Consider the following 21,446-nt stretch of genomic DNA (forward strand, 5'->3'; position numbering starts at 1 on the left):
GCAGAACTCCGAACCTGCGACGTCATGGAGTCTTGTCCTCGTCGACAAATCGAGAAATGCCTTTCAACGCTGCTTCGAATTCCTCGTCGGCCCGGGTTCTGAGCCAGAGAACAAGCACGCAGGCAGTGACGATCCCGAGCAGGTTGACAGCCAGTTGCAGAGACGACAACCCGGCGATCCGCCATTCTCCGTTTGCTGCCGCAACCACCGCGAAACCGGCGGCAGGAACCGTGGTGACAGAGATGAACACCCCGACCAAGGCAGCGGACTTCGACGAGACGAGTGCCAGCATCCCAGCCGCACCGGCAAGAAGCGCGACGACAAACGAAATGGGCCCGACCTTGTATACGAAATCGACCTCGTGGAGTGACTCGAGACTGACGACGTCCATCCATCCGAAGAACTTCACCACGAACGTTGCGGCAAGCGTCACGCCCATCGCGATGGGGAATCCGACGGCAAGCGCGAGAATCGAACGTCGACGCAACCGTCGATCTCGCCGTACGAGTGCGACTGCCAAAGCAGCCAGCGGACCGAACTCCGGACCGACGACCATGGCGCCGACGATCGTGATCTGAGAGTCGGTGACGACGCCGATCGCGGCCAGCAGACACGCAATGGTCAGGAACGCGACGAACAATCCGTTGAGAGTTGACTCTTCGCGAGTGCGGGACAGCAATTCCTCCCACACGACGGAATCCGCGGGATCACCAGGCACGTCACGCTCGGCTTTGCGCGCCGACGCCGACAACACCGTCTCGACCGGTACGAGCGTCATTCCGCCGTCCTCGGCGACGCCGAGTTCGTTCAGGGCATCGACGACGTCGTTTGCCGCCTCACGGGCGACGTCGGCCTCCACCATGTCGCCGGCAGGATGAACCGCGACATCGCGCATCACGACGATGTGTGTCGCGCCCCGCTGCGACGCGAGCGCACCGAGAACTTGCTCGGTGCGCTCGGTCGGGCAGATCACCCGCAAATGCAGCATGGCGATCCGGTGTCGGCTCTACTTGGCTTCGCCGGTGTCGCCTTCGGACTTCTTGTCCTCCGACTTCTTCTCGGGCTTCGCGTCGATACCCGATTCCTTGCGCTGCTGAGCCGAGATCGGTGCCGGAGCATCCGTCAGCGGGTCGACGCCGCCGCCGGATTTCGGGAACGCGATGACCTCACGGATGGAATCCATGCCGGCGAGGAGCGCGGTGATGCGGTCCCAGCCGAATGCGATTCCGCCGTGCGGCGGCGCACCGAAGGCGAAGGCGTCGAGGAGGAAGCCGAACTGCTCCTGCGCCTCTTCCTCGGAGATACCCATCACCTTGAACACTCGTTCCTGAATGTCCTTGCGGTGGATACGAATACTGCCGCCGCCGATCTCGTTGCCGTTGCAGACGATGTCGTAGGCGTAGGCGAGAGCGGAATCCGGATCGGTGTCGAACGTGTCGAAGAACTCCGGCTTCGGCGACGTGAACGCGTGGTGCACGGCGGTCCACGCGGAGTGGCCGAGAGCGACGTCACCGGATGCAGTGGCGTCGGCGGTCGGCTCGAACATCGGAGCGTCGACGATCCACACGAACGCCCACGCGTCAGGATCAATGAGGTCCTTCTTGCGGGCGATCTCACCACGGGCAGCGCCGAGGAGGGCGCGCATCGGCTTCGTTGCACCAGCTGCGAAGAAGACGCAGTCTCCCGGCTGAGCTCCGACGTGAGCCGCCAGGCCCTCACGCTCGGCGTCGGTCAGGTTCTTGGCAACAGGTCCACCGAGAGTGCCGTCTTCACCGACCAACACGTACGCCAGACCCTTGGCCCCACGCTGCTTGGCCCATTCCTGCCAGGCGTCGAGTTGCTTGCGCGGCTGGCTTGCACCACCGGGCATCACGACGGCGCCGACGTACTCCGCTTGAAACACGCGGAACGTCGTGTCCTTGAAGAAGTCCATGCACTCGACGAGTTCGATGTCGAAACGCAGGTCCGGCTTGTCGCTGCCGTAACGACGCATTGCCTCGGTGTAGGTCATGCGGTCGATCGGCGTCTTGATCTCGTGGCCGACGAGCTTCCAGAGCGCCGTCAGGATTTCCTCGGCGAGCAGGATGATGTCGTCCTGGTTGACGAAAGCCATCTCGATGTCGAGCTGAGTGAACTCGGGCTGGCGATCGGCGCGGAAATCCTCGTCGCGGTAGCAACGTGCGATCTGGTAGTAGCGCTCGATGCCGCCGACCATGAGGAGCTGCTTGAACAGCTGCGGGCTCTGCGGCAGTGCGTAGAAGCTACCGGGCTGAAGGCGCGACGGCACCAGGAAGTCACGGGCACCCTCGGGCGTCGAGCGCGTGAGCGTCGGAGTCTCGACCTCGACGAACTCGTGATGCGCGAGAACGCCGCGCGCTGCAGCACTTACCTTGGAGCGCAAGCGAATTGCGGAGCCGGGGCCTTCACGACGCAGGTCGAGGTAGCGGTACTTGAGGCGCGCTTCTTCGCCGACCTGATCGTCGAGCTGGAACGGCAGCGGTGCGCTTTCGTTGAGAACCTCGAGTTCAGTGGCGTTGACCTCGATTGCTCCGGTGGGGATCTCGAAGTTCTGGTTGCCCTCGGGGCGAACCTCGACCGTTCCGGTCACGCGAACGCAGTATTCCGCGCGCAGACGGTGCGCCTGCTCGGCCACGTCACCTGCCCGGAAAACTACCTGCGCAACTCCGGATGCATCACGGAGATCGATGAAGATCACTCCGCCGTGATCACGACGCCTGGCTACCCAACCGGTGAGCGTTACGGTCTGCTCTGCCTGCTCGGGTCGCAATGAACCGGCGAGATGTGTGCGCAGCACGGGATTCCTTTCGAACTACTTCCAATAACCGACGACCGACTACTTTGCCTGCGATCCTACGGAGCGAACTGCACAGAGCGGAAACGCGGACCCGCATCGCATGCGAAGCTATCTCCAGAAGTGACGGCAAGCACTTGTTCACGACAGCAGAAAGCGGACATAGATGACCTTCAACGAGGGGGCCCGCGGCGAAGCGGGACGCGTTCAGGTTCAAGGCGGCGGGGGTGGCGGTGGCCGCGGCGGCAAAATCGCGATCGGCGGTGGCGCGGGCGGCATTATCGTTCTGATCCTGGCGCTGTTGTTCGGCGGTGACCCCGGCTCACTCCTGGGTACGTCTACCGAGACTTCGAGTTCGTCGACCGGACTGTCGTCGGTCGACGAGTGCACCGGCGCTCAGGCAAACGCCGATGTGAACTGCCGCGTCACACTGACCGTCGGAAGCCTCGACGACGTTTGGGAACAGCAGTTGGTCAAGCAGACCGGCACGGCGTACGTGCGACCCGAAGTCATTCTGTTCAGCGGTTCGGTCAACACCGGTTGCGGCCAGGCGTCTAGTGACGTCGGTCCGTTCTACTGCCCGGCCGACCAGACTGCGTACTTCGACACGAGTTTCTTCCAACTACTCGTCGACCGTTTCGGTTCCAGCGCCGGACCGCTCGCACAGGAGTACGTGGTCGCGCACGAGTTCGGACATCACATCCAGAATCAGCTCGGCGACATCGGCCGCGCGCAGGCCGACCCGCAGGGTGAGCAGTCGGGTGCGGTTCGCACCGAACTCCAGGCCGATTGCTACGCAGGCGTCTGGGCACATTTTGCGGACACGATTCCCGATCAGGCGACCGGTCAACCGTTCCTGAAGCCCTTGTCAAAAGACGACATTCGCGACGCGTTGTCCGCCGCCTCGTCGGTGGGCGACGACCGTATCCAAAAGTCCACGACCGGTCGGGTCAACCCTGAAGGTTGGACACACGGCTCCTCCGCACAGCGTCAGGCGTGGTTCATGACCGGATACCAGACCGGCCAGATTTCGTCGTGTGACACGTACTCGGCGCGGGATCTGAACAACCCGCCCGACCTCAAGCGATAGCGAATCTCCGAAACCATCCCACCGACAATTTTTTCTGTCTTGACAGATTTAGTTGTCGGTGGGATGGTTTTCTCATGTTGGACGTAGCAGTCATCGATCGCCCCGGAGCTGCCGAGGCGTCGCTCGATCCGATTCGGCAACGGATTCTGGCCGAATTGGCGGTGCCGGGATCGGCATCCTCGCTGGCGCCCCGGATCGGGCTGACACGCCAGAAGGTGAACTACCACCTGCGCACTCTCGAAGACCACGGACTTGTCGAGCTCGTCGAGGAACGCAAGCGAGGCAACATGACCGAGCGAATCATGCAGGCCAGTGCCGCGTCGTACGTCATATCCCCTGCCGCCATGTCGGCGCTCGCCCCGGACCCGGGCCGGTTCCCCGATCAGCTCTCGGCGCGCTGGCTCGTCAGTCTCGCAGCGCGGATCGTCCGAGAGGTCGGCGAACTGATCGCCGGAGCAACTGCAGCCGGAAAACCGTTGGCGTCCTTTGCCATCGACAGCGACATCACCTTTGCCACGGCGGCCGACCGTGCCGCCTTCGCCGGCGAACTCGGCGAGTCGATCAACTCACTCGTCGCCAAGTATCACGACGGCAATTCCGAAGGCGGACGCAAACACCGCCTCGTTGTCGCCCTGCATCCCAGCCTCACCACACCCCAAACCATCACAACCCAAGCGATCGACGCGCCCGAAACGGAGAAGTAGCAATGTCCGAGAAATTCGAAATCCGCCGCGAGGTGGTCGTCCCAGGAACCCCCGAGCAGATCTGGGCCGCCATCTCGGCCGAAACGGCCGGCTGGATGTTCCCCTCCCCTCTCGAGATCCCCGCCGACGGCAGCCGCCCGGACAGCCCGATCATCGCGACCTGGGAGCCGCCCCGCGAACTCGCCATCCACATGCAAGGCCCCGACGGCTGGTTCAACAACCTCGAATACGTCGTCGAAGCACGCGACGAGAGCACCGCCGTTGTCCGCTACGTCCACGCCGGAGTGTTTGCCGATGACTGGGACAACCAGTACGACGGCGCGAGCAAGCACACGGACTTCTACCTGCACAGTCTCGGCCAATACGTGCGGTACTTCGCCGGAAAACCCGTCACCTATGTCTCGGCCGAAGGCCCGGAATCCTCGTCCGCGCCGCAAGCGATGGGAACGCTTCGCAGCGCCCTCGGAATCACCTCGGGCGCCGGTGTCGGTGACTCCGCGTCGGTGGAAGTCCCCGGAATCGGAACCGTCGACGCGATTGTCGACTACATCAACGACTGGTTCATCGGCTTGCGCACCGAGGACGCATTGCTGCGGTTCTACAGCCGAAATGCTTTCGGCGGCAACGTCGACGCGGCCCATCACCTCTTCGCAGAGGGCGCTGACGGTGGATCAGCAACGGCAGCGTGGCAGGGCTGGCTCGACGGCGTGTTCGCCTGAGTCGTCACACTCCCCGCTCTGCTGACACGCGACCGTCGTCGATCGCGGTCAGCAGAGCGGCATGATCGCGTGCATTGCGCTTGGCGTAGGCAGCCGCGAACTCCCCGATCGCGAAATCGAATTCGGTTCCGTCACCGAGATATTCGGCGATCGCTATCCGATCGGACGAGCGAGCGTGTGCGTAGGCAAGGACCCTGGCGCACAGGCGCCCGTAGAGTTCCAGCCCCTGCGGCACCATCTCTTCGATGACTGCCGACCCTTTACCGTCACGCAGTTGACGAATGTAGAAATCGTGCTCACCCTCGTCGAGCCCCGGCCCTCGTTCCCAGCCGAGAAAGATGTCGCTTGTCGCTTGCATCAAGCGTTGCCCGTTGACGACGCGTTCCCCTTCGTTCTTGAAGGTCGGACCGTCGACGTAGCCGGACAATACCGAGGGTTGCGCTTCCTTGACCTGCAGAATCAACGGATCGTCGTCGTCGACTCCTTTCATGAGGATCATCCATGCGCGTGTTCCGACGCTCCCGACACCGACAACCTTCCGCGCAATGTGCGTCATCTCGAAGCTTTCGAGCAACACCCGACGGTCCCACTGCAGCGTGCTCCGATACGACCGAACGCGCTGACGTAGCAACTCCTCGATCTGCGTGAGATCGGTCCCTGCGAACAACTCGTTTGCGGGCACGATCAGCGGCGGATCACTGATGAATTGCCGCCGGCCGTCGACGATTTCGGTGAACTTGCCTGCCGCCTGCACACTGTCGCGGCGACGAGCCTTGTCCAGCGTCGCTTGTGTGCGAGCAAGCATGCGCTTCTTCAGGTCGATCTGGAGAGCCTCGAGCCCGTCCTCGGGTGCGATGTGCGAGTACCAGACTGCAAGATTTCCCAATCCTGCCTGGGTGATCATGGTTTCCCGATACTCGGCCGCGCATCCGCGAACGATCTTCTTCCGCTCCTTGCCCGAAAATCCGTTGTCCTTTGCGGCGATCACCAAACTTGCGGCCAGTCGTTTCACGTCCCATTCGAACGGTCCCGGGTACGTTTCGTCGAAGTCGTTGATGTCGAACGCGAGCTTTCGCTCGGGCGTCGCATAGATACCGAAGTTGCTCAGGTGCGCGTCGCCGCAGAGTTGGCTGGCAAGACCCGAATCCGGACTGTGTGACAAATCGTCGGCCATCACCAGAGCAGCGCCGCGGAAGAACGAGAACCGCGATGCCGACATCCGCCCGTATCGGATGGGCACCAGGTCCTGTACCCGCGACTTCGCCTGCAATTCGAGCAGTGATATCGGATCACGGTCACTCTCTGCCAGATCCGCGAGCGCGGCCAATGGCGTATCTCTACGCGCCTGACGGCCGCGCGCCCGCCTTTCGTCGACCGTGAGATGCTCGGTACGCACTGCTGTCATCTGCCCGACCTTTCACTCGCAACGGCTATCGCTACGAACTCGACGCGTCGGGCGTCGTGCGGCCTCCTGATCCGCGCGCTGCGCGTACCAGGAGTTCCGGACTTGACACCAACGCCTTGCGCCACGGAAGTACCCCGTCGATCTCAATCTGAATCGACAGGCTCAGCACGGTCCTAATAAGAACGATCATGCCCAGAACTGCGGCGTCTGTCAGCGACGGCGACGACGTCACCGTCTTCACCAGATCAGCGGCGACAAGGATCTCGAGGCCGAGAAGGATGACCGCGCCCATGGTCTCGCGCAGAGTACGAAACGCCGAACTACCGTCCCGCGTTCGACTCCATGCGCGCCCCGCGATCACGAATGCGAACACGAACCCGAGAACCATGGCGACAACACCGAGTACCTCGAACCATTCGGTGACCAGCTCGAAGAACCTGATTTTGTCCATGGTCATGATTCTCGAGGTAATGCACCGATAAGTCGAGGTGACACGACGGCGTCAGCTGAAGATCCGCTCGATGTCGTCGAGTCGCAGCTCGGTCGCGCGGGGAGAATAGCCCGAGCCCCACAGGCTGTCGTCGACGTAATGGACGTTCCCCGAGCGGACAGCGGGAAGACGCTCCCAGAGCGGGTTCATCGCCAACTGCGCGCGGACGTCCTGCTGGTCCTGGAATGCGCCCACGATGATCACGTCGCTGGTCACCTGATCGAGTTGCTCCGCTGTGAGTGTGCGCGTGAACTCCTCCGATGTAGCTCGTTCGCCGGGGAAACCGAGGGCGTCGAGAAGAGCGTCGACCTGGTTGTAGACGACACCGTTCTCGCCGGTGCGGAGGAGGGTCACCGACGGCAACGAACCGAGGGCGGAGAGTCGATCCTTGATTGTGAGGAGGCGCTCTTCCGTTCTCGCGTTCAATTCCGCAGCAGCGTCTTCGCGTCGGACCGCGACGCCCATCGAGGTGACCAACTTCTTCATCTCGGCCCACGTGAGGTACCCGTTGAAGCCGGCGAATACTGGAACACCGGTCGCGGAGAGTTCGTCGTAGGACTTTGCCGCATAAGCATTTCCGGCGGTCAGGAGCATGACGATCAGATCCGGCGACGCGCCGATGATCGCTTCCTTGTTCCACGTCCCCGCCGTGCCGAGGTTCGGGATGTTCGCAGCCTCCGGCATCGTACGCAACACCGCGTCACCGCTCACACCCTCGAGACCGAAGAAGCCGCCGACGATCTTCTCCGGCGGCACACCGAGGTCGAGCACCGTCGCCATGGCGCTGACATGGGCGATGACCATTCGCTGCGGGTCCGACGGAATCTCGACACTGCCCGTCTCATCCTGCACTGTGACGAGACCACTTGGCGCCGAGCCGTTTTCGTCGCTGCTGCACGCTGCAAGCAAGGTCGCGGCCGCGGCACCGAGCCCGGCGCCGAGGAAACCCCTGCGCGTCAGCGCATCGACGATGCGTTTCCACTGCTCGTCTGTATCGAGTGCGGTGTTATCGAGTGCGGGCGCCAGGCAGATCGAGTTCGGCACAGTTCGGTCCATTCGTTCGAGCGGTCGAGAATCACCTCGATTGTGGCTATCGAACCGTCGAAACTGAACAGGATTTCGAGCCGACAACTATCGCTGTCCGGTCACACCTTCTTGACGACGCTCGACTTCAATTGCATCGGTCCGATGCCGTCGACCTTGCAGTCGATGTCGTGGTCACCAACACCCTGAACAAGGCGGATGTTGCGAACTTTCGTACCTGACTTGATGCCGGTCGGACTGCCCTTCACCTTGAGCGTCTTGACGACCGTCACCGTGTCGCCGTCCGCAAGAATGTTGCCTACGGCATCTTTCACCACACCCAGGTCCTCGCCGGCACTATCGGTCGGCGCCCACTCGTGCGCGCAGGACGGGCAGACCATCAACGCGCCCATCTCGTAGGTGTATTCGCCGGCGCATTCAGGGCAAGGGGGCAAGGTGTCTTCCACGCGGTTCATCCTATCCACCAGGCACCCGATCCCCATTTTTGCATTTCATGAGGCATTCTTGGGCGAAATATTGCATTCGATGAAACTTTGCACTCTGTGCAATTATGGATGAAATGGGAACCGAAACTCTCGGATTGCGCGAACGAAAACGAATTGCGACGAGGCAGCTGATCGAGCACACCGCCGTCGAACTCGTTCTCGACCTGGGCTATGACGAAGTGACCGTCGAGAAAATCTGCGAAGCCTGCAATCTGTCGACCCGCACGTTCTTCAACTACTTCCCCACCAAGGACGCAGCGATCGGTGGGCTCATGCTCGTCGTGCCAAGTGAGACGACCATGCTCACGCTCATCGGCGAGCACCCGGACGATCCGCTGCGCGGCGCCCTCGCGGTATTCGAGGCGGCGATGCAAATCGTCGACGAGCGACCCGATCTGCTCGCGCATCGACGCGAATTGTTCGAGCGTCATCCCACGCTGTTGCAACAACATCTGGCCACCTTCCACGATCTTGAAGACACGCTCACCCGGATCCTCACGCGGGAGTTGTCGAACAGAACCGAGTATCGCCGCCTGCACTCGGACACAGCCGCTGCCGACGAAGCCACAGCAACGGTCATCACCGCAGGCGCCGCGATGCGTTACGTCTTCCGAAAATGGCAGAACAGTGAACGGGCAAGCCCCAGAACAGATTTGCTCGATCCGGCACTACTCCTGATGGCTCGAATACTGAGGTCCGAGAGCTGATCCACACTCTCGCACCCGCCGTCACTCAACTAAGGAACTACATGTCCACTCGAGAAGCTGCGACCGTCGAGCCCGACGGCACGCATACCGACACCGAGGCCTCGCCGGACAAACGGTCGATCATCCTCGTTTTTGTCGGGCTGATGATCACGATGCTTCTGGCTTCGCTCGACCAGATGATCTTCAGTACCGCGTTGCCCACCATCGTGGGCGAATTGAACGGCGTCAACCACATGGTCTGGGTGACGACGGCATACATCCTCGCCTCGACCGTCATGATGCCGGTGTACGGAAAACTCGGTGACCTGATCGGCCGCAAGGGCCTCTTCATCGGCGCCATCAGCATTTTCATCGTCGGTTCGGTGATCGGCGGTCTGTCCCACGACATGACCACACTCATCGCTGGTCGAGCCGTGCAGGGACTCGGCGGCGGCGGATTGATCCTGCTTTCCCAGGCGATCATCGCCGACGTCGTCCCCGCCAGGCAACGCGGCCGGTACATGGGTGCGATGGGCGGGGTGTTCGCACTGGCTTCGGTTGCCGGTCCCCTACTCGGCGGCTGGTTCACCGAGGGCATCGGCTGGCGTTGGGCCTTCTGGATCAACATCCCCCTAGGCCTACTCGCCATCGCGAGCGCGATGGCATTTCTGCACCTGCGGAAGCCGAACCTCGGCAAGCCTCGCATCGACTATCTGGGCATGGTTCTCGTCGCGACGGCAGCGACGTGTCTGATCCTGTTCACGACCTGGGGCGGAAACACCTACGCCTGGGGATCGGCCGTCATCATCGGGTTGATCGTCGGCTGCGTCGTGACGGCAGTGGCTTTTGTCTTCGTCGAGAAGCGTGCCGACGAACCGGTGATTCCGATGCATCTGTTCGCTCAGCGCAACTTCGTGTTGACCACCGTCGCCGGCCTGATCATCGGAATCGCCATGTTCGGTGCGCTCGCCTACCTGCCGACCTACATCCAAATGGTGACAGGCAAGAACGCCACCGAAGCTGGATTGATGATGATTCCCATGATGGCGGGCCTGCTCGTCGCCTCCATCGGGTCCGGCCAGCTGGTCAGCAAGACCGGCCGCTACAAGATCTTCCCCATCGTCGGAACATCCATCGTCGCTGTTGCTCTGGTCCTGCTCTCACGTCTGACGCCGTCGACCTCACTGCTGGTCTTCGGTTGCTACATCGCACTCATGGGTATCGGACTCGGCCTCGTCATGCAGATCTTGATCTTGATCGTGCAGAACACCTTCCCCGCGGCCGAAGTGGGAACGGCCACCGCGTCGAACAACTTCTTCCGCCAGATCGGTGCGTCGTTGGGCAGCGCGATCGTGGGCAGCCTGTTCGCCTCGCGTCTGACCAATCTCCTGGCCGAGCGACTCCCGGCGAATGGCGGCGCGGTCGGTGGTGACGAGAACTCCTTGACCCCGGGAATCCTCTGGAAGTTGCCGAGCCAGGTTCGCGAGATCATCGTCGGCGCGTACAACGACGCGCTCGCGCCGATCTTCCTCTACCTCGTCCCCTTGGTCATCGCAGCGGTCGTGTTGTTGCTCTTCGTCAAGGAGAAGCCACTCGCGACGACGATCGATCGCTCGGCGCCCCCGCTCGAGTAATTGACTATCGTGGCGTGATGTCGCACGCACCGAATACGCCCAGACGCACTCTCGCTGTTCTGGGCGTATTCGGCGTTGCGGTGGTCGTAGTTGTCGCCGGCGCACTGTGGTGGTTCGCGCGCGGCGACGACGCTCTTGCCGGCGAGAATCTTGATTCGTTCCCGGCCGTCGACCACAGCATTCTCAGCGCTCAGCAGAGTGCGCTACTGGGCGTCCTCGAGCAGGAATGGGAGTCAGGGAGTCCCGGCACCAAGTACGCCGAGGGTGTCGAAGAATCGTGGTGTGCCGATTTCGTGAGCTGGTCGATGAACCAGATCGGCACGCCGTTCTCGAACCCCAACTCAGGGTCGTGGCGCATCCCCGGGGTGTACACGCTGCAGGAGTATTACGAGTCCATCGACGCGTTTGTCCCCTACGGTCGGGACTACCAACCCAAGGTCGGCGACACGATCCTGTACGGCGACTCGAGCCCCTTCGGCCAACACGTCAACGTCGTTCTGTTCAACGACGCCGGCACTCTGACGACCGTCGGCGGCAACGAGAACAACAAGGTCATGCTCCATCGCGTCGTCCCGTCGGAAGTCCCGGGGATCGTCGGGTTCGGCGTCATCTGAGCCGAGCCTCACTGTCGTTGCTTGATGGTTCTTGCGAAGTGCAGAGGTGAGGCTACAGATTCGGGGTTGCCGTTGGATGGCACTTGCTATCAACCAATATTCGGATAATTCCGTGTTTCCGTCATTGACAGATATCAGACATCTGTGAAGAAGTTTCCCTGCCAACTAGATTCGTATCCAGCTGTCCCTCACCCAGAACAGGAATTCGATGCGCCCTGGTGAGCTCACCACTCTCGAGCAGATACAACTCATGGCCCGCGCGGCTGCTGCGCAGGCCATGAGTGCTCCGTCGACGCTCCGACTGCGGCTCGGCCGCTACCCCACTCGCACACCCGAGCTGCGCAAACGCCCACTCCCCGACACCAAGCTGTGCAGCGAAGCGCTCGATCACGCCAGAGGAACCCTCTCCCCCGCGGTCTTGAACCACAGCCTGCGCTGCTGGATCTGGGCCGACGCCTTCGCGCAGATCGATGCGATCGAGTACGACCCCGAAGATCTCTTCACTGCGTGCGCCCTTCACGATGTCGGACTGGGCGCAGAAGGATCGGCCGAGCACGGGTGTTTCACCTACATCAGTGCCGCAGACGCAGAAGAACTCGCGACCCGAGTGGGAACTTCGGAGGGGTCCCTACAGCGAATCGGCGAAGCGATCCGTCTGCACATGGATCTGACCGTCGACCGCGGCGCGGGCGCTGACGCCTATCTACTGCATGCCGCAGCGCATTTCGACGTTGCCGGTCGGCGTGCGCCCGAAATTCCGCGAGCAACTGTTGATGCAACAATCGCGGAGTACCCGCGAACAGGGTTCACCGACGAGTTCACGCAGTCGATGCGGCGCGAGGTCCAGCTCCGTCCGCACTCTCGCGCGGCGACGCTCTGGAGATCGGGCATGGCACTGCCGCTCCGAACCAATCCCCTGGATTGGAAGAGCCGCAAGCTACGTCCAGTCCTCGAGCACCGCGGTTCGTGATCCTCCGACGTTCCCGGTATTCACCACGCCCACGGGTTCGATCAACATCACCTCCGCTTCCTCTTCGGCGATGGGACAATGCTCGACTCCGCGAGGTACAACGAACAATTCACCGGGCCCCAGCGAAACATCTCCGTCGCGCAGTTGGATTCGGATCTGCCCCTTTGTCACCAGAAACATTTCGTCGGTGTCGGTGTGGGAGTGCCAGACGAATTCACCTTTGATCTTGACGATCTTGATCTCGTAGTCATTGAGGCCCGCAATCTTCTTGGGCGACCAGTGCTCGGTGAACTGACCGAACTTCTCGCGGAGCGATACCGCTGTTGCCGAACTGTTCATGTTGTTCCTCCCTCGGGCGCGCCACCACTGCGATGACGACCCCGCCACTCTTCGTCACCCGAGGCAGCTGCGTCTTGTACGTTTCTGACATGGATCCCCGCGGCGCACAGATCACCGCGTGGGCACCGGGCCTCGCGGGAATCACCGAGGTCTTCCATGCCGATTTCGTCGGACACGCCTATCCCAAACACACGCACGATCAGTGGTCCCTGATGCTCGTCGACCGCGGCACGATTGCATACGACCTCGATCATCGCGCTCATGGCGCAGCACCAGAGATCGTGACTCTGTTGCCGCCAGGCATCGCACACGACGGAGTTCCGGTCACCGAGGCCGGATTTCGTCAACGAATCCTCTACCTCGACACGTCAGTTCTCGGCGAGGTCCTCATAGGCCCGGCGGTGGACAGCCCCGAGATTCGAGACCCTCTGCTGCGCCATCGCATCGATCAACTGCACTCTGCACTCGGCCCGGACGGCGAATCACTCGAGGCCGAAAGTCGCCTGGGGTTCCTCGCTGAAAGATTGAACGAGATCCTCACACCGGCCACAGGTCGATCCCTTCACACGCCGACCGTTGACGAACGCGTTGCCGATCAACTTCGGGACCTGCTCGATGCGCGACTCACAACGGGAATCACGATGCGGGAAGCGTCGAACATCCTGCAGCGGAAGCCCACGTATCTGATCAAGAACTTCGCGAAGCATTTCGGGCTTCCGCCTCACAAGTACGTGACGGGACGTCGAATCGATCTGGCGCGACGCGCAATCCTCGCCGGGCGCGAATTGGCGGACGTGGCCGTCGACGTCGGATTCCACGATCAATCCCACCTGTCGCGGCACTTCGTCAAGCATGTCGGGGCGCCGCCCGGCAAATACTCACTGAACGTGGCCAGTGGAGCGCGCTAGTCGCAGCACCTGGCACCGGTTTCGTTGAGCAGACACTGGTTCCGGTCAGCTGGAGTCTGTGTCCACTGAATGAAAACGGTGTCAGGTCCCAACGATCAAGCAGCCGTCTCGAGGTCGACCAGGAGGAAGTCCTCGCGCCGCGGCCCGTATTCACGATCGGTCAGCTGGTACGAGCGCAACGCACGAGGTGCACGCGCCAACTCGTAGAAGCGCTCGGAGCCAGGCACGAATTGCCTCGTAGCCCAACCCCAGTTCGGGCCGTGCGGAAACTTCGGGTCGGGCAGCATGTCGGACTCCATCGACATGAGCCGCAGGCGCCGAACTACCCCGGTCGTGGCGGCATCTGCGCCGAAGTCTATCCACGCCTGACGCGCGTTTGGGTCGTCACGAGGAGTTCCGGCAAGTAGGTGCAATGCACCCGCGACCTCGGCAACCGCCCACCGGCGCGGGTTGTCGACATTCCAGGAGAGTCCCCACCGGACGGTCTCCCCCAATTCTGGAGGGACAAACCACCGAAGACGCAGACCGTCGATGACTACCGGCGTGATCATCGCGTCGAGGTTCGCCGACGCACCGACCATTCGACCGGCTCGACCGCATCGTCGAGCCCGAGAACCACGCGAGCTGCATTGCGCCCTTGATCGAACAGGGACTGGCGAACCGTTGTCAGGCCGGCGTCCGATGCGGCTGTTGTGTCGTCCCATCCGACGACTGCGACATCGTCGGGCAGCGCGAGGCCGAGTTCACGGATCGCGTCCAGAACCCCCAGAGCCAGTTCGTCACTCATCGCCAAGATGACATCGGGCCTTCGGCTCTCGGGAACGTCGAGCAGGGACCGAGCCATCCGCGCACCCTCGCTCCGCTCGTTGACGGTGACCACCCCCACCCGCACCGAGGGCCAATCGAGGCCCGCGTCGCGGACGGCGCGCTCGTAGCCCTCGAGCCGATGGCGGGACACCGGAAAGAACGCTTCACCTGGATCCACGTCCATCCGAATCTCGGACCGACGCTCACGATCCCACGGAAGGCTGATCACCGCGGGCCGCTGCGCCCCCGACAACCCGACTGCCCCGATCGCAACGGCGCCGGCAACATCGTCCATCCCGACGAGATCCACACCCTCGTGCAACGGACCACCCTGGATGCATGCGGGTTTTCCGGTGCCGACAATCGCGTCGAGGATGGGATCGTTGAAGACGGTGGTCCAGACGACAAAACCGTCTACTGCCGCGTCGCGAACTCTGTCGACGTCTCCGGCTTTCCCCGAGTTCGGCAGCATCATCAGCCCGGCGTTCGCATCCAGGCACGCTTCGGCGACTCCCGAGAGGAATCGCCGAGCTACTGCGTCTTCGAAGGCGTACGTCAGCTTCTCGCTGAAGACGACCGCGATGTTGTTGAATTTCCCGCTCCGCAAGGACTGCGCCGCCCGGTTCGGGCCCGCGTACTCGAGCTCTTCGGCGGCGGCGAACACCTTGGCCCGCGTTGATTCAGACACGCGCTCGGGCTGTGCGAAGGAGTACGACACCGACATCACCGACACGCCTGCGGCCTTGGCGACGTCGGCCATCGTCGGACGACTCGAACGCTGCGCACGTATGGCCATGAGCATCAGCATAGCGAGTGAAAAATATCCATTGCGCAGGTGTGTATCGATACATGTATCGTTACACAACATGAGTGCTCGACTGCCGAAGGCAACCACGCTACGGCTGATGACACTGGCCGGAGCAGCCTTCGCCTACGTGACGGCCGAAATGCTCCCCGTCGGACTGCTCAGCGAAATCTCGACGGACCTCGACATCACCGAAGGGCGTGTCGGCCTACTGCTGACCTTCTACGCATACGGTGTCGCGGTCTTGACGCTTCCGCTGATCGGAGCGGTCAAAACCTGGCCGCGACGACGCGTCGTCGTTCTGACGGTGGCCACCCTCGCGGTGTCGCAACTGGTCGCAGCATTGGCCGTCAACTATCCGATGCTCGTGATCGGACGATTGCTCTGCGCTGCGACGCACGGAGTGTTCTGGGCTGTCGTTGCACCGGTCGCTGCCACCCTGGTTCCGCGCGGACAACAGGGCAAGGCCATCGCGATGGTGTATGCCGGTACGTCTCTCGCTTTTGTTCTCGGAGGACCCCTGTCTTCGGCGATCGGCCAGTCCTGGGGTTGGCGGACCGCGTCGGCGGCAATCGGTGTGGTGGCAGTGGGCATTGCTTTCTCACTGCATCGTGCGTTGCCAGAAATGCCGGTCGATCAACACCATCGGAGTAAGCGAGACAAACCGAAGCCGACACCGGCGATGAAACGGGCACTCGCCGTCATCTGCGCGGCAACGCTGTTTGCCGCCTTTGGGCAATTCGCTTCGTACACGTTCTTCACACTTCTGGTGGAGGAAAGCCTCGGCTCGTCCGGTGGCATCCGTACCGCGATGCTTCTGGTCTACGGCGCCGCCGGCGCCGTCGGAGTGTGGGTCGCCGGCAAGTACTACGACCGCCGACCGCGCCTCTTCACGCTCATCTCGATCGCGACGGTGGCAGGCGCGCTGGCCATCTTCTGGCTCTTGGCGCCGTCGATGGGAGCGTTCGCTGTCGTCGCCACGATCTTGTGGGGTGCGGCGTTCACTACCGTTCCGATCTGCCTCCAGTCCTCGGTTCTGCGCGCCGTCCCTATCGGGACCGACCGTGCCTCGGCCATCTACGTTGTCGTGTTCCAGATCGCGATTGCAACGGGCGCTCTGCTCGGTGCGGCCGTCGTCGACAGTGGCGGGCTCTCACATCTGGCGGGCATCGGGGTCGCTCTGATGATCGCTTCGTTGGCGATAGTCGGGTTCGGCCGACGCGCGTTTCCCCAGGAACCGGAACGGTCTACTCACTCCCCCACCGACGCGCCGGCCGGACTCTCGTCGTAGATCAGGGTGTATCGCCAGAACAGTCGTCTCCTGATCCGGCTACCTGGCAGACACAACGCGGCCGCGCGCCGGACGTCAGCCATCGACTCACCCGGTTCCGCGGTGGGAGCTGTCATCGCCTTCAGTGGCTCGGAGGCAACCCGTCGATGCTTGACGACGCCGACGACGGGATTGCACACGGTCGCCAACACCGACAGGAGTGCGTCGGTGGCTGTGGTCGATCGATAACACCCGACCACGACGAGCCGCCCGCCCGGTTCGAGCAGGCTACTCAGCTGCTTCATCGATTCTTCGAGTGGAAGATGATGCAACGCTGCGACGACTGTGATCGCGTCGTACTTCGCCTCGGATGCAAAGTCCTCGATCCGCTGCGCGTCGATGATCACGTTCCCGTCGTCGACAAACCTTGCGCGCACGGCGGCCGAGGTTGTCAGGTCGGGTTCCACACCGACCACCACGTCGAACCGCCGACGCAAGAGGTCGATCAGATTGCCGGTCCCGCTCCCCACGTCGAGAGCGCGACCGGACCTGACCCCGCGCAGATTACGTAGAACCCACCGGCCGTAGTGATCGTTGTGACTCCACGGATGGCGTCGATTGAAACCGTCCAAGCGAGCAATCACACCCATACCCGACGGTATCAATCCGAGCCCGCGCACCGGCCGTCACAACCGCGGGTCGACCGGCTCCGATTCGAGAGCCAGCACCGCGAACACGGCCTGGTGCGCTCGCCACAAAGGTTCACGGTCGACGAGCCTGGATACCGCCTCCATGCCGAGCGCGTACTCGCGCAGCGCCATCGACTGCTTGTGTCCGAGGTTGCGGTTACGCAATCTCGCAAGCGTCGACGGTTCGAGGTAGTCGGCACCGTAGATCAATCGCAGGTACTCCCGGCCGCGGACCTTGATCCCCGGCTGAACCTTCGCGTTGTACCCCCGCGGTCCGTGAATCTGATTCGCCAGCGGTTTGACGACCATCCCCTCACCACCGTCGCCGGTGAGCGACTCCCACCACTTCGTCGCTTCGGACACCGAGTCCTCGGAACCGAGATCGACCACCAGGCGACGTGTAGTGGTAAATCGACTCGGGTCGGCCGCGGCCAGGCGATCCGAAATACCGAGGTGCCATTCGTGATCCCGTTCCCCGTACGACTGGCCCTCGGCCGCCAGAATCTGGAACGGCGCGATGGTGACGCCGTCCAGTCCGTTCGTCGGCCACACGTACCGTCGGTACGCCTCGCCGAAGCGCTCGATACTGGCGGCCCGAACAGTTGTCTGTTCGAACATCTCCGCCACGTCCAGGCCCCGCGACCCGGCCCGCGCCAGCACGGCCTCGCGAGCTGTGAGGTCTGATCGCCCGGCCGCCGCGACCGACGCGTACTGCGAGCGCAGCAGACCTTCCGCTTTGACGTTCCACGGCAACAGTTCGCAGTCGAGGAGCAGCCAGTCGGTGCCCAACTCTTCCCACAACCCAGCGGAGGTGACTGCGGCGGCGACGTCGTCGATCAACTGCTGAGTCAGGTCGTCGTCGAAGAACTGGCGGCCGGTGCGGGTGTGCACCATCCCGGTGAGCGCATCCGGAGCGTCGAAGCGGGACTGAGCAACCGATCGATCACGGCACACGAGCACCACTGCCCGCGAACCCATGTGCTTCTCTTCGCAGATCACTGTTCCGATTCCGCCGGCCCGGTATGCGTCGAACGCGGTCGACGGGTGTTCCAGATAGTCATCGGATTGGGCGCTCGCGCAGGGCGCCATGGTCGGCGGTAGGTACCGCAGCCATTGCGGCGCGACCGCGAATCGGCTCATCACTTCCAGGGCGCCGGCAGCGTTGTCGGTGCGAACGGACACTCGACCGCGCAGTTCGGTGTCGACGCCGGTCGTTTCGAGGACGTCGGCGAGATCGAGCACGTCCGGATCACGAGTCGGCGGTGCCAGCGGTACCACCGGCTCGTACCAAACCTGCTCCGCCGGAACCGACACGATCTCTCGTTCCGGGTATCGAAGAGCCGTGAGGGATCCACCGAACACACAGCCGGTGTCGAGGCACGCGGTGTTGTTGATCCATTCCACCTCGTGCACCGGCGTGTGACCGTAGAGGACCATGGCTGATCCTCGGTAGTCCTGCGCCCACGGGTATCGAACGGGTAAGCCGAATTCGTCCGTTTCACCGGTGGTTTCACCGTAGAGCGCAAAGCTTCGCACTCGGCCGGACGCCCTGTTGTGGTAGTCCTCCTTGAGACCGGCGTGCGCAACCACGAGTTTGCCGTCGTCCAGAACGAGGTGCGCGACGAGCCCGTCACAGAAGTCGACGACGCTGTCCCGGAACTCCGCCGACTCGGTGGCAATCTGCTCGAGGGTCTCGGCGAGTCCGTGACTGGCCGTGACCTTCTTACCGCGCAAGGCCTTGACGAGTTTGTTCTCGTGGTTACCCGGAACCGCTATCGCATGTCCCGCCGCGACCATCCCCATGACCAGACGCAGCACACCGACCGAATCCGGTCCTCGATCCACGTAGTCACCGAGGAAGACGGCAGTTCGCCCTTCCGGCGGCACCGCATCGACAGCTCTGCCGTCCGTCCCGTAGTCGACGGTGTAGCCGAGTTTCACGAGGAGCGTCTCGAGCTCGCTTCGACATCCGTGGATGTCACCGATGACGTCGAACGGACCACGCTCGACACGCAGATCGCTGCGGAGCGGGTGGCGCAAGAATGTGGCTTCGAAAACCGCGTCCTCACCTCTGAGGATGTGAACCGTACGGAAACCTTCCTTACCCAACCCGCGGAGCGAGCGAGTCAACTGTTGGTGCTGACGGCGAATCACGTCGCGTCCGAACGTCCGATCAGAGCGTGCGTCGTTGCGCGCAGAACAGACCGATTCCGGAATATCGAGCACGACTGCCACCGGCAGTATGTCGTGCTCGCGAGCCAACGCAACGAGTCGCTTGCGCGCGGCGGGCTGGACGTTGGTCGCGTCGACCACCGTGAGGCGTCCGCGTCGCAAACGCTTGGCCGCGACGAACTCCAGCACTTCGAAAGCATCGGACGTCGACTCCTGTGAGTTCGGATCATCACTGACCCACCCTCTCAATGTGTCACTCGAGAGAGTTTCGAACTCACCGAAGTGACGCGCCGCGAAGGTCGACTTTCCCGAGCCACTGACGCCGATGAGTACTACCAGGGCGAGATCTGGAATCTCGTACACCGTCATGACGTTCGTGCCTCCTTCGTGAAGATTGCCATCTGTGTCGGCCCGCCAAGGACCGGATCAATTGCTCCGACAAATTCGAACTCCACGCAATAGCCGTGGACTCGGGCCGTTTCGGTTGCCCAGTCGCGGAATTGGGTTCGGGAGAACTCGAACCTGTGATCGGGGTGCCTGAACTCTCCCGCGGCCAATGCCGGATACAGCACGTTGTAGTCGGCATTCGGAGTAGTCAGCAGCACATACTGCGGTGCTGCGTCCACGAAGACCGATCTGACCAGCGCCGGCAGGCGCGCCGTGTCGACGTGCTCGACCACCTCCATCAGCACGGCTGCGTCGAAGCCTTTCAAGCGTGCGTCGCGGTACGTCGCGGACGACTGCATCAAAGACACACGTTCACGTTGGGCGTCGGACATTTCGGAGAACTTCAATCTGCGTTGCGCCCGTGTCAGTTCGCGCGCGCTCACATCGACGCCGACAAGTTTGTCGAATTGAGCGTGCGGCATCAGCACCTCGATCAGTTTGCCTTCGCCGCAACCGATGTCGACAATCGTTCTGACGTGCAGTCGCTGAAGCGTCGCCAAAACTGCGTCGACGCGAAGCCGTGCCAGCGGCGGATCCGGTCGCGGTACTTCGATCTGCGCCTCGGCTTGTTCGGGAATCAGTCGATCGACCACCGATTCGACCAGGTCGCGTCGACGCGCCAGGTAGCGGGACATGATCAGCGCGGAATCCGGATGCGACGCTAACCACTCTCCAGCGACGCGGATCAACTTGTCTGCCTCGTCGGGTCCCACCCAGTAGTGCTTCACGTCGTCGAGGACCGGCAACAGCACGTAGAGGTGCCGAAGGGCACTCTGCACCGTGTGTTCCCCGGTGAGCGTCAACGACACGAAGTCGGAGTTTCCCCACGTCGGCAGGTGCGGATCAAGCTGCACCGGTATCGCGGTCACATCCCAGCCCAGCGGCTCGAACAACCGACGAGGCAATTCCGCATCGCCGCCGCACGGAACCACCGGAATCGAGACGGTCAACGCGAGTTCGGTTCCGACGAGTTCCGGGTGCGACTTGCACGTTCCCGTCAACGCGGTGCGAAACAGCTTCGACAGAGCAACCGAGAGTATGGACGACGCCGCATACGGCCGATCGTTGACATACTCACCCAGCGAAAAGTTGTCGCCACTCTTGCCGCGTCGATACCTACTCTGCACAAGTTCGATGGGGTCGACGTCCACAATCACTGCCACCGTGGTCTTTTCGGCCGAGGCCTCCGGGTACAGAACCGTGGCGGTGCCGATCGCCAAGTCGAAGCTTTGCACGCGGTCGGGATGTTTGTGCAGCAGGTAGCTCAACGCGGTCGCATCAGGAGTCTGCGGGGTCGGGGTGGACGTCAGTGTGAGTAGCACCAGGCGAATGTAGCCCGGCAAACGTCCGGGGCGC

21 protein-coding genes are annotated in these 21,446 nt (G+C 62.5%); 9 read left to right on the top strand and 12 right to left on the bottom strand.

Features of this window, described 5'->3' with window-relative positions:
• Window positions 1–22: 22 nt before the first annotated feature.
• Both QRN54_RS17585 and aspS read right to left on the bottom strand, forming a co-directional pair.
• The gene (locus QRN54_RS17585; protein ID WP_042448764.1) at window positions 23–988 is read right to left on the bottom strand and encodes a DUF389 domain-containing protein; all 966 of its coding nucleotides are present in this window, start codon (window positions 986–988) and stop codon (window positions 23–25) included.
• An 18-nt stretch (window positions 989–1,006) separates the two neighbouring features.
• Window positions 1,007–2,815 carry an aspartate--tRNA ligase gene (gene aspS / locus QRN54_RS17590; protein WP_003944808.1) on the bottom strand — a complete coding sequence of 603 codons (1,809 nt, stop codon included), beginning with the start codon at window positions 2,813–2,815 and terminating at the stop codon, window positions 1,007–1,009.
• Between the two features lie 163 nt (window positions 2,816–2,978).
• On the opposite strand from aspS, the gene ypfJ reads away from it, so the two are divergent.
• The 3 genes from ypfJ to QRN54_RS17605 all read left to right on the top strand — a co-directional run bounded on the left by ypfJ (window position 2,979) and on the right by QRN54_RS17605 (window position 5,325).
• Entirely contained in the window at window positions 2,979–3,902 is a 924-nt protein-coding gene (ypfJ, locus tag QRN54_RS17595; protein ID WP_003945028.1) for a KPN_02809 family neutral zinc metallopeptidase, read from the top strand.
• A 74-nt stretch (window positions 3,903–3,976) separates the two neighbouring features.
• Complete coding sequence (locus QRN54_RS17600) at window positions 3,977–4,606, top strand: ArsR/SmtB family transcription factor (RefSeq protein WP_007728048.1); 630 nt, start codon at window positions 3,977–3,979, stop codon at window positions 4,604–4,606.
• Window positions 4,607–4,608: 2 nt separating this feature from the next.
• Window positions 4,609–5,325 carry an SRPBCC family protein gene (locus QRN54_RS17605; RefSeq protein ID WP_285182658.1) on the top strand — a complete coding sequence of 239 codons (717 nt, stop codon included), beginning with the start codon at window positions 4,609–4,611 and terminating at the stop codon, window positions 5,323–5,325.
• A 4-nt stretch (window positions 5,326–5,329) separates the two neighbouring features.
• Here the strand turns inward: QRN54_RS17605 and QRN54_RS17610 are convergent, their stop codons facing one another.
• The 4 genes from QRN54_RS17610 to QRN54_RS17625 all read right to left on the bottom strand — a co-directional run bounded on the left by QRN54_RS17610 (window position 5,330) and on the right by QRN54_RS17625 (window position 8,710).
• A complete protein-coding gene (locus tag QRN54_RS17610) occupies window positions 5,330–6,730 on the bottom strand; it encodes a DUF2252 domain-containing protein (RefSeq protein ID WP_064444572.1) in 1,401 nt (466 codons plus the stop codon).
• A 31-nt stretch (window positions 6,731–6,761) separates the two neighbouring features.
• A complete protein-coding gene (locus QRN54_RS17615) occupies window positions 6,762–7,181 on the bottom strand; it encodes a DUF1622 domain-containing protein (protein WP_007728052.1) in 420 nt (139 codons plus the stop codon).
• Window positions 7,182–7,232: 51 nt separating this feature from the next.
• Entirely contained in the window at window positions 7,233–8,264 is a 1,032-nt protein-coding gene (locus QRN54_RS17620; RefSeq protein ID WP_228402242.1) for an ABC transporter substrate-binding protein, read from the bottom strand.
• 101 nt (window positions 8,265–8,365) lie between these two features.
• Window positions 8,366–8,710 carry a zinc ribbon domain-containing protein YjdM gene (locus QRN54_RS17625; protein WP_003944988.1) on the bottom strand — a complete coding sequence of 115 codons (345 nt, stop codon included), beginning with the start codon at window positions 8,708–8,710 and terminating at the stop codon, window positions 8,366–8,368.
• Between the two features lie 113 nt (window positions 8,711–8,823).
• Between QRN54_RS17625 and QRN54_RS17630 the strand changes: the two genes are divergently transcribed.
• From QRN54_RS17630 to QRN54_RS17645, 4 genes are all read left to right on the top strand, one after another.
• On the top strand, window positions 8,824–9,456 hold the full coding sequence (locus QRN54_RS17630) for a TetR/AcrR family transcriptional regulator (protein ID WP_003944787.1): 633 nt from the start codon (window positions 8,824–8,826) through the stop codon (window positions 9,454–9,456).
• 41 nt (window positions 9,457–9,497) lie between these two features.
• On the top strand, window positions 9,498–11,069 hold the full coding sequence (locus QRN54_RS17635; protein ID WP_003944867.1) for an MDR family MFS transporter: 1,572 nt from the start codon (window positions 9,498–9,500) through the stop codon (window positions 11,067–11,069).
• A gap of 17 nt (window positions 11,070–11,086) precedes the next feature.
• The gene (locus QRN54_RS17640) at window positions 11,087–11,683 is read left to right on the top strand and encodes a CHAP domain-containing protein (RefSeq protein WP_285182660.1); all 597 of its coding nucleotides are present in this window, start codon (window positions 11,087–11,089) and stop codon (window positions 11,681–11,683) included.
• A 208-nt stretch (window positions 11,684–11,891) separates the two neighbouring features.
• Window positions 11,892–12,653 carry an HD domain-containing protein gene (locus QRN54_RS17645; protein ID WP_285182662.1) on the top strand — a complete coding sequence of 254 codons (762 nt, stop codon included), beginning with the start codon at window positions 11,892–11,894 and terminating at the stop codon, window positions 12,651–12,653.
• Here the strand turns inward: QRN54_RS17645 and QRN54_RS17650 are convergent.
• On the bottom strand, window positions 12,621–12,992 hold the full coding sequence (locus tag QRN54_RS17650) for a cupin domain-containing protein (RefSeq protein WP_054781205.1): 372 nt from the start codon (window positions 12,990–12,992) through the stop codon (window positions 12,621–12,623). The two genes, QRN54_RS17645 and QRN54_RS17650, sit on opposite strands and share 33 nt — an antisense overlap.
• Before the next feature lie 89 nt (window positions 12,993–13,081).
• Here QRN54_RS17650 and QRN54_RS17655 point away from each other — a divergent pair, with 89 nt between their 5' ends.
• Entirely contained in the window at window positions 13,082–13,900 is an 819-nt protein-coding gene (locus QRN54_RS17655; protein WP_064444568.1) for a helix-turn-helix domain-containing protein, read from the top strand.
• A gap of 95 nt (window positions 13,901–13,995) precedes the next feature.
• Here the strand turns inward: QRN54_RS17655 and QRN54_RS17660 are convergent, their stop codons facing one another.
• Together QRN54_RS17660 and QRN54_RS17665 are read right to left on the bottom strand one after the other, a co-directional pair.
• Window positions 13,996–14,451: a hypothetical protein gene (locus QRN54_RS17660; RefSeq protein WP_279395254.1), complete on the bottom strand. Its 456-nt coding sequence runs from the start codon at window positions 14,449–14,451 to the stop codon at window positions 13,996–13,998.
• Complete coding sequence (locus QRN54_RS17665; RefSeq protein ID WP_256938262.1) at window positions 14,448–15,503, bottom strand: LacI family DNA-binding transcriptional regulator; 1,056 nt, start codon at window positions 15,501–15,503, stop codon at window positions 14,448–14,450. Before QRN54_RS17665 ends, QRN54_RS17660 begins: the two co-directional genes overlap by 4 nt.
• Window positions 15,504–15,573: 70 nt before the next feature.
• On the opposite strand from QRN54_RS17665, the gene QRN54_RS17670 reads away from it, so the two are divergent.
• Entirely contained in the window at window positions 15,574–16,803 is a 1,230-nt protein-coding gene (locus tag QRN54_RS17670) for an MFS transporter (RefSeq protein WP_285182664.1), read from the top strand.
• Here QRN54_RS17670 and QRN54_RS17675 read toward each other — a convergent pair.
• The 3 genes from QRN54_RS17675 to QRN54_RS17685 are packed head-to-tail and all read right to left on the bottom strand — an operon-like array spanning window position 16,764 to window position 21,412.
• Window positions 16,764–17,432, bottom strand: a complete 669-nt coding sequence (locus QRN54_RS17675; RefSeq protein ID WP_042449164.1) for a class I SAM-dependent methyltransferase — start codon at window positions 17,430–17,432, stop codon at window positions 16,764–16,766. The genes QRN54_RS17670 and QRN54_RS17675 overlap by 40 nt on opposite strands.
• 36 nt (window positions 17,433–17,468) lie before the next feature.
• Window positions 17,469–20,012, bottom strand: a complete 2,544-nt coding sequence (locus QRN54_RS17680) for a polynucleotide kinase-phosphatase (protein ID WP_285182667.1) — start codon at window positions 20,010–20,012, stop codon at window positions 17,469–17,471.
• Window positions 20,009–21,412: a 3' terminal RNA ribose 2'-O-methyltransferase Hen1 gene (locus tag QRN54_RS17685; protein ID WP_370333883.1), complete on the bottom strand. Its 1,404-nt coding sequence runs from the start codon at window positions 21,410–21,412 to the stop codon at window positions 20,009–20,011. Before QRN54_RS17685 ends, QRN54_RS17680 begins: the two co-directional genes overlap by 4 nt.
• Window positions 21,413–21,446: the final 34 nt, after the last annotated feature.

The organism is Rhodococcus sp. MEB032, from assembly GCF_030208925.1.
Lineage (GTDB): Bacteria > Actinomycetota > Actinomycetes > Mycobacteriales > Mycobacteriaceae > Rhodococcus_F > Rhodococcus_F qingshengii.

Coding starts and splice junctions, on each gene's coding strand:
- QRN54_RS17585 (WP_042448764.1), bottom strand. CDS start 988: ATGCTGCATTTGCGGGTGATCTGCCCGACCGAGCGCACCGAGCAAGTT.
- ypfJ (WP_003945028.1), top strand. CDS start 2,979: ATGACCTTCAACGAGGGGGCCCGCGGCGAAGCGGGACGCGTTCAGGTT.
- QRN54_RS17600 (WP_007728048.1), top strand. CDS start 3,977: ATGTTGGACGTAGCAGTCATCGATCGCCCCGGAGCTGCCGAGGCGTCG.
- QRN54_RS17605 (WP_285182658.1), top strand. CDS start 4,609: ATGTCCGAGAAATTCGAAATCCGCCGCGAGGTGGTCGTCCCAGGAACC.
- QRN54_RS17610 (WP_064444572.1), bottom strand. CDS start 6,730: ATGACAGCAGTGCGTACCGAGCATCTCACGGTCGACGAAAGGCGGGCG.
- QRN54_RS17615 (WP_007728052.1), bottom strand. CDS start 7,181: ATGGACAAAATCAGGTTCTTCGAGCTGGTCACCGAATGGTTCGAGGTA.
- QRN54_RS17630 (WP_003944787.1), top strand. CDS start 8,824: ATGGGAACCGAAACTCTCGGATTGCGCGAACGAAAACGAATTGCGACG.
- QRN54_RS17635 (WP_003944867.1), top strand. CDS start 9,498: ATGTCCACTCGAGAAGCTGCGACCGTCGAGCCCGACGGCACGCATACC.
- QRN54_RS17640 (WP_285182660.1), top strand. CDS start 11,087: ATGTCGCACGCACCGAATACGCCCAGACGCACTCTCGCTGTTCTGGGC.
- QRN54_RS17645 (WP_285182662.1), top strand. CDS start 11,892: ATGCGCCCTGGTGAGCTCACCACTCTCGAGCAGATACAACTCATGGCC.
- QRN54_RS17650 (WP_054781205.1), bottom strand. CDS start 12,992: ATGAACAGTTCGGCAACAGCGGTATCGCTCCGCGAGAAGTTCGGTCAG.
- QRN54_RS17655 (WP_064444568.1), top strand. CDS start 13,082: ATGGATCCCCGCGGCGCACAGATCACCGCGTGGGCACCGGGCCTCGCG.
- QRN54_RS17660 (WP_279395254.1), bottom strand. CDS start 14,451: ATGATCACGCCGGTAGTCATCGACGGTCTGCGTCTTCGGTGGTTTGTC.
- QRN54_RS17665 (WP_256938262.1), bottom strand. CDS start 15,503: ATGGCCATACGTGCGCAGCGTTCGAGTCGTCCGACGATGGCCGACGTC.
- QRN54_RS17670 (WP_285182664.1), top strand. CDS start 15,574: ATGAGTGCTCGACTGCCGAAGGCAACCACGCTACGGCTGATGACACTG.
- QRN54_RS17675 (WP_042449164.1), bottom strand. CDS start 17,432: ATGGGTGTGATTGCTCGCTTGGACGGTTTCAATCGACGCCATCCGTGG.
- QRN54_RS17680 (WP_285182667.1), bottom strand. CDS start 20,012: ATGACGGTGTACGAGATTCCAGATCTCGCCCTGGTAGTACTCATCGGC.